The organism is Pontibacterium sp. (assembly GCF_041587635.1).
GTDB lineage: Bacteria > Pseudomonadota > Gammaproteobacteria > Pseudomonadales > Balneatricaceae > Pontibacterium.
This window is the reverse complement of record NZ_JBFGYC010000210.1, coordinates 1-6,297: the sequence shown is the minus strand read 5'-3', so window position 1 is coordinate 6,297 and position 6,297 is coordinate 1. Positions and strand designations below refer to the sequence as shown.

The following is a 6,297-nucleotide window of genomic DNA, read 5'->3' as shown; positions in this document are numbered from 1 at the left end:
TTGAAAAGTCTGTAGCCATTTCAATCAAACAGATGGTCCAGAATTCATATGATGCAGAGGCAGGTAAACCAAAGGGCTACTTCGCAAGGCTTTGGCCAACCGAAACCATGGTCGTTTGGGTAGCGGTATTGCTAGCGGTTTATTTGATATTTTACTACATGCCGGATCTGCTCTAATCAGCCTTGTTGAGAGAGGGAATTGAGTGCACTAGTCACGGGCAAGCTCCTCGTTTCGTAGAAATGCCCACCCAATAGGACGCGGCTTGCACTTGATAAGGTAGGACGAACGACGGAAAGGCTATAAAAAACCAGGTCATGTGGGCGCTGTTAGTGAGCTCAGCCTACGTGATCTAGAGCTTCTAGATTGTCTTCGTTTTAATTTCTACGAACATGGTAAAATGCCCGCCAAATAATGCGGCCTACGTGGTCAGATTGACTGCGTTTGAAATACGCTGCTACAGCCGTCGATTGGACGAAACATGAAGTCCGGTTGTACTGGCTAAACTCAATACCTATTTGCACCTAACGATTTCGGAAAGAATATCCAAATGGAAATCAAAGTAAATTTTTTAGACAACCTCAGACTTGAAGCGAAGTTTGATGATTACACGGTCATTGCCGACCAGCCTATCCGTTATAAAGGTGACGGCTCTGCACCAAGTCCGTTTGATTACTTTCTGGCATCGTCCGCGATGTGTGCGGCTTACTTTGTAAAGGTGTACTGCAAGGCGCGTGATATTCCGACGGATGATATCCATATCTCGCAGAACAACATTGTTGACCCTGAGAACCGCTATAACCAGATCTTCCAGATTCAGGTAGAGCTGCCGGAGAGTATCTCTGACAAAGACCGCCAGGGCATTCTGCGCGCTATCGATCGTTGCACTGTTAAGAAAGTGGTGCAGGAAGGGCCGGAGTTTAAGATCGAAAACGTTGACAGTCTGGATGAAGATGCGTCGATCATGGCAATGGGTATGCCGGAAGGTGAAGCTCATACCATGATTCTGGGTAAAGACCTGCCGCTGGAACAGACCATCGCTAACATGGCCGGCATGCTCGAAGAGCTGGGCATGAAGATCGAAATCTCTTCATGGCGCAACATTGTCCCGAACGTGTGGTCTCTGCATATCCGTGATGCTGCGTCTCCGATGTGTTTTACCAACGGTAAAGGTGCATCCAAAGAGAGCGCGCTTTGTTCTGCGCTGGGTGAGTTCATCGAGCGGGCGAGCTGCAACTTTTTCTACAATGATCAGTTCTTCGGTGAAGAGATCGCGAATAGCGAGTTTGTGCATTATCCCAATGAGGAGTGGTTTAAGCTGACCGCGGATGATGCGATCCCGGACGGACTGATGGATGACTACTGCCGGGAAATTTACGATCCAGAGAACGAGCTGCGTGGCTCCAACCTGATCGATACCAACTCCGGTAACGTGGAACGAGGCATTTGTGCGCTGCCTTACGTACGTCAATCCGACCAGCAAACCGTGTACTTCCCATCTAACCTCTTAGAAAACCTGTTTCTAAGTAACGGTATGAGTGCCGGTAACAATATCTACGAAGCCAAAGTGCAGTGCCTGTCTGAGATTTTTGAGCGGGCAGTGAAACGCCAGATCATCGAAGAAGAGCTGGTTCTACCCGATGTGCCACAGGATGTATTGAATAAATACCCGAGCATTGTCGCAGGTATCCAGGGGCTGGAAGAGCAAGGCTTCCCGGTTGTCGTAAAAGACGCATCGCTGGGTGGATTGTTTCCGGTGATGTGCGTCACCTTGATGAACCCGAGAACGGGCGGTGTCTTCGCTTCTTTTGGTGCGCACCCAAGCTTTGAAGTAGCACTTGAGCGCAGCTTGACCGAGCTGTTGCAGGGCCGAAGCTTTGAAGGTTTGAACGACGTACCACCGCCAACATTTAACAGTCTGGCAGTGACTGAACCGAATAACTTCGTCGAACATTTTATCGATTCAACCGGGGTTATCTCCTGGCGTTTCTTCAGTGCCAAGCATGATTTCGAATTCTGTGAGTGGGATTTCTCCGGCACCAACGAAGAAGAAAATGCCGCGCTTATGGAGATTCTGAACGAGCTGGGTAAAGAGGTGTATGTCGCTACCTTTGATGATTTTGGTGCGTCGGCCTGCCGAATTCTGGTGCCGGGCTATTCAGAGGTGTATCCGGTTGAAGATCTGGTCTGGGATAACACGAACAAGGCGATCCCGTTCCGCTCGGATATCCTCAACATCCACACGCTGGATGATGAACAGCTGGCCAGTCTGGTTGAGCGCCTGGAAGAGTGTGGAGAAGACAACTACACCCAGATCAAAACCCTGATCGGTATCGAGTTTGATGAAAACACCGTCTGGGGTCAGCTGACCATCCTTGAGCTGAAAATTCTCATCTACCTTGCTCTGCAACAGCATGATGAGGCGATTGAGTTGGTAGAGACTTTCCTCCAGTTCAATGACAACACCGTCGAGCGTGGTCTGTTCTATCAGGCAGTGAATGCCGTGCTGGAAATTGAGCTGGATGAAGAGCTGGAGTTGGATGACTACTCCCACAACTTGCGCAGAATGTTTGGCGAAGAGGTGATGGATAACGTTGTTGGTTCTGTGGCCGGTGAGGTTAAATTCTTTGGTCTGACTCCAACCAGCATGAAACTGGAAGGTCTGGATAAGCACCTTCGTCTGATTGAAAGCTATCAGAAACTGCACAAGGCGCGTGCGGCTAGAGCTACGAAGTAATAGACGAGTCTAGGCATCATTCTGAAAATCGATGTTGCCTCATTGTCTGTTTTAAAAGATTAAGCTCTGTGAGAACCCAATCTTTCAAGGTTGGGTTTTTTTATGTCTGGGGAAACGGATTAATGAGTTGACCTTACTATAGGTGAAATCCTCATGATCGCGTTTTACCAAACAGGCAATGTTGCTGTTGTTTAAGGATTTCTTATCATTGCGCCATCCGGTTTTGGAACGAATCTTCCTGATTAGGTTCTCAATATCACAGCGTCTTTTCTCTGGTGAGGGATGAACGCTAAACCTTAAGGGGAGGGTTCGCGATGAAACTGCAAAGCTGTGCGTTACTCCTGTTGCTCAGCGGTTCACTGCACAGTGCGGAGCTGGTGCTGAAAAACGGCAATATCCTGAAAGTGGATGCTGAGTTTGGACAGGCGAGCGCGCTGGCTGTTGATGAGGGCAAGATTGTTGCCATCGGTGATGAGTCTGACATCATCAGCCATATCACCGAGCACACAGAGGTGATCGATCTCAAAGGGCGGACGGTCATCCCCGGCCTGATAGACAACCACATGCATCTGGTGAGGGCTGCGCAGAACTGGCGGCAGCAGATCCGCCTCGAAGGGGTGCTCGACTACCAGCAGGCCCTTCAGCGTATTGCCGATACCGCCGCAAAAGCGAAGCCCGGGCAGTGGCTGATCGCCAGTGGGGGCTTTGTCGAACGTCAGTTTGAAGGACGGCCGAAGGCAGGCTTTCTGCGTGTGGATCTGGATAAGGCGGCACCTGATAATCCGGTTTATCTGCAACACCTTTTCGACTGGGGCTACGCGAATAGCCACGCGTTGCAGCGTATCGGTATCGATGCGACAAGTCCACCACAGATGCCGGGATTACTGCTCGATGGTAGCGGCTTCCCCGAGGGGCCAGTGACCAAGCGCGCCCAGTTTCTTATCGAACAGAAAATTGCTGAGCAGCGTGGTCAGGAGCAATTGGCACATAGCCGACAGGCACTGAAAGATCTGGCGCGCGTGGGACTCACGACTGTGGTTGATGCGGGTGGGTTTGATACCCATGATCGCCTCTACGAGCCCTTTGAACATCTCGACTCGCGGGGTGAGATGCCCATCCGACTGTTCTATATGAAACAGGTAATTCCTTGGGGTAAAGAGGACTTGAGTCCAGATCTGGCGCGTCTTGAGGGCGTCGCCTTTAACCGTGGCAGTGCATTTTTCCGCCCCGTGGCCGTGGGCGAGCAGCTGATGTTGGCGGTACAGGATAGTGCTGGTCGACCTGCTCGCAGCAGTGAGAAAGTGAAGGCTGAGTTTCTGGTTAATGCACGCGAACTGGCTAAACGGGGTTTGCCGTTACATCTTCATGCGGTACACGACGCTTCGATTAATCAGCATCTGGATGCCTTCGAAGAGATCAACAAAGAGTATCCATTGGCAGCTCTGCGCTGGACATTGGCTCATGTCGATGGCATCAAACCTGAGACGATTGAGCGCGCAAAGGCGCTGGGTATTCTGTTTGCCATTCACAGCCGCCCGGTGTTGATTGGCTATCGCTTCCAGGCACGATTTGGCGCTGTTGCACAGCAGATGACCCCGATGAAAACACTGAGCGAAAAGGGCGTGCTCTGGGGACTGGGCTCTGATAGTCCGGTGGTTTCGATCTATAACCCGTTTCGTACATTATGGTGGGCCGTAAATGGGCAGATGGTTGATGGCACGCAGGTATCCGAGCAGAACGTAGACCGGCGTCAGGCATTGATCGCTCACACCATCAATAATGCAAAGCTGGCGTTTATGGAGGATCAGCTCGGCTCATTAGAAGTGGGCAAACGGGCGGATCTGCTGGTATTGAATCAGGACTATCTCAGCGTCGATCGTCGCAAAATTGCCTCGATCAAGCCGTTGGCGACGATGGTAGACGGCCGCTGGGTTTACCGCTCTAGTGAGTTTGGACCGTAGTGTATTTTTGTTTTATCAGTCCAGACACAGACTGTTCCTACGTTATTACCAATGGCAAGTCGAGTTCTGTAATTGCAATTCGTTGCATAGGACGCTGATTAGCTTCGTTCTGAAAAGGGGTGGGTCTGCTTACAGTATAGATCCCTGCTCCAGCGCCACTCAGTTGTAAGAACTGCTTCCCCGGCATCATGACTCGCTTTATGACCTGTACTGGAATCAGACTGTATACCAGAGCCTGAGCGTTATAGGGTTGGGCGTGTGTGGGTCGGAGATAATCGATGGCTGTATCCTGGATGGCAGCAAACAAGGAGCAATGCCTTAACTTCCTGACACGTTCGGTTACACTCAAGTCTGTTGTTGGTTAGAGGTAAACGCCGGTGAGCGAACTTGATTACTTACGTTTGGATGGTAAGGCTCTGCATTACTTTCTTGTGGTTCACGAGGAAGGCAGCGTTAGCCGTGCTGCTGAGCGCTTGGGTACCTCTCAGTCTGCCGTCAGTCATACGTTGGATAAACTTCGGGATATCACCGGTGATGCGCTATTTGTGCGAGCGGGAAGAGGGATCGTACCCACCAGCGGGGCGTTAGATCTCGTTGAGAAGGCCCGGGCCAGCCTGGATAGTCTGCGTAATCTCACAGTTTCTGGTGAGTTTGATCCTGCTACGGCCAAGCAGCATTTTTTCATCGCGACCAACGATTATCAGCGGGATTTTATTCTGCCGGGCTTGTTTAAGCGTGTGCGTTCGGAGGCTTCAGGTTTAACTTTCGGGGTGCTTCCTACCTACTATACCAAGCTGGATATTCTACGAGAGGACCGCTGCCAACTCATGATCGTCCCTGGTCCACCAGAGGCGACAGATATTATTCAACGTCGACTACTGACAGATCAGTACGTGTGCTACTACGATCCCTCCTGTCGGACAGCGCCGTCCACCTCAGAGGAGTACCTATCTGCACAGCATGTATCCGTCATGTTATCTGGATACAGACCGTTACCGATGGACAAAACCATTGATGATATGGGGCTCAAGCGTAATATTTTCCTCACGTTGCCTAACTTTTCTGGCGTTCTGGATTTTATTCGGGGCACCGATCTTGTGGCGACGTTGCCGAGCCTGATGGGCGTTAACAATATGCGGGGGCTGGCAACCCATTCCTTACCTTTTGAATTGCCAGAGATGGATATCTACATGCTCTGGCATGAGCGCTATCAGGCCACTCCTTCCCACCGATGGCTAAGACACATCCTGGCGCAAAGCTGCAGTGGTAACGCTTGAGTAACTCATCGAAAAACGCGATGAATGGTATGAAGAAATCCCTATTTATCGAATAAGATTTATTCTGGATACTGCTCCTATCTCGATGGCGTTGGGTGCAACCCGCGTAAAACACCTCATTTTCGTGTGCAGCTGAGAGCGAGCAATTTATATGAGCGTACAGATTGTCGAAAGGGCAAGCCGCCGCAAGCCAGACACCGCTACGGCAATGAATAACCTTATTGGGCAGGTCCGCGAAGCGATAGACTTCAATATGCCTATTTCAAGGCTGTGTGATGGCCCTTGTACCGGTTGCTCTAAAAAGCTGCTGGAATTTCTCGATACG

At 50.6% G+C, this 6,297-nt stretch carries 3 protein-coding genes; all 3 read left to right on the top strand.

Annotated features, from left to right (window positions below):
- Positions 1-547: 547 nt before the first annotated feature.
- The 3 genes from ABYW01_RS11415 (at position 548) to ABYW01_RS11405 (ending at position 5,972) form a co-directional block, all read left to right on the top strand.
- Positions 548-2,734: an OsmC domain/YcaO domain-containing protein gene (locus tag ABYW01_RS11415; RefSeq protein WP_372832806.1), complete on the top strand. Its 2,187-nt coding sequence runs from the start codon at positions 548-550 to the stop codon at positions 2,732-2,734.
- 314 nt (positions 2,735-3,048) lie between these two features.
- Positions 3,049-4,695 carry an amidohydrolase gene (locus ABYW01_RS11410; RefSeq protein WP_372832804.1) on the top strand — a complete coding sequence of 549 codons (1,647 nt, stop codon included), beginning with the start codon at positions 3,049-3,051 and terminating at the stop codon, positions 4,693-4,695.
- 377 nt (positions 4,696-5,072) lie between these two features.
- Positions 5,073-5,972 carry a LysR family transcriptional regulator gene (locus tag ABYW01_RS11405; protein ID WP_372832802.1) on the top strand — a complete coding sequence of 300 codons (900 nt, stop codon included), beginning with the start codon at positions 5,073-5,075 and terminating at the stop codon, positions 5,970-5,972.
- Positions 5,973-6,297 lie beyond the last annotated feature (325 nt).

Coding starts and splice junctions, on each gene's coding strand:
- ABYW01_RS11415 (WP_372832806.1), top strand. CDS start 548: ATGGAAATCAAAGTAAATTTTTTAGACAACCTCAGACTTGAAGCGAAG.
- ABYW01_RS11410 (WP_372832804.1), top strand. CDS start 3,049: ATGAAACTGCAAAGCTGTGCGTTACTCCTGTTGCTCAGCGGTTCACTG.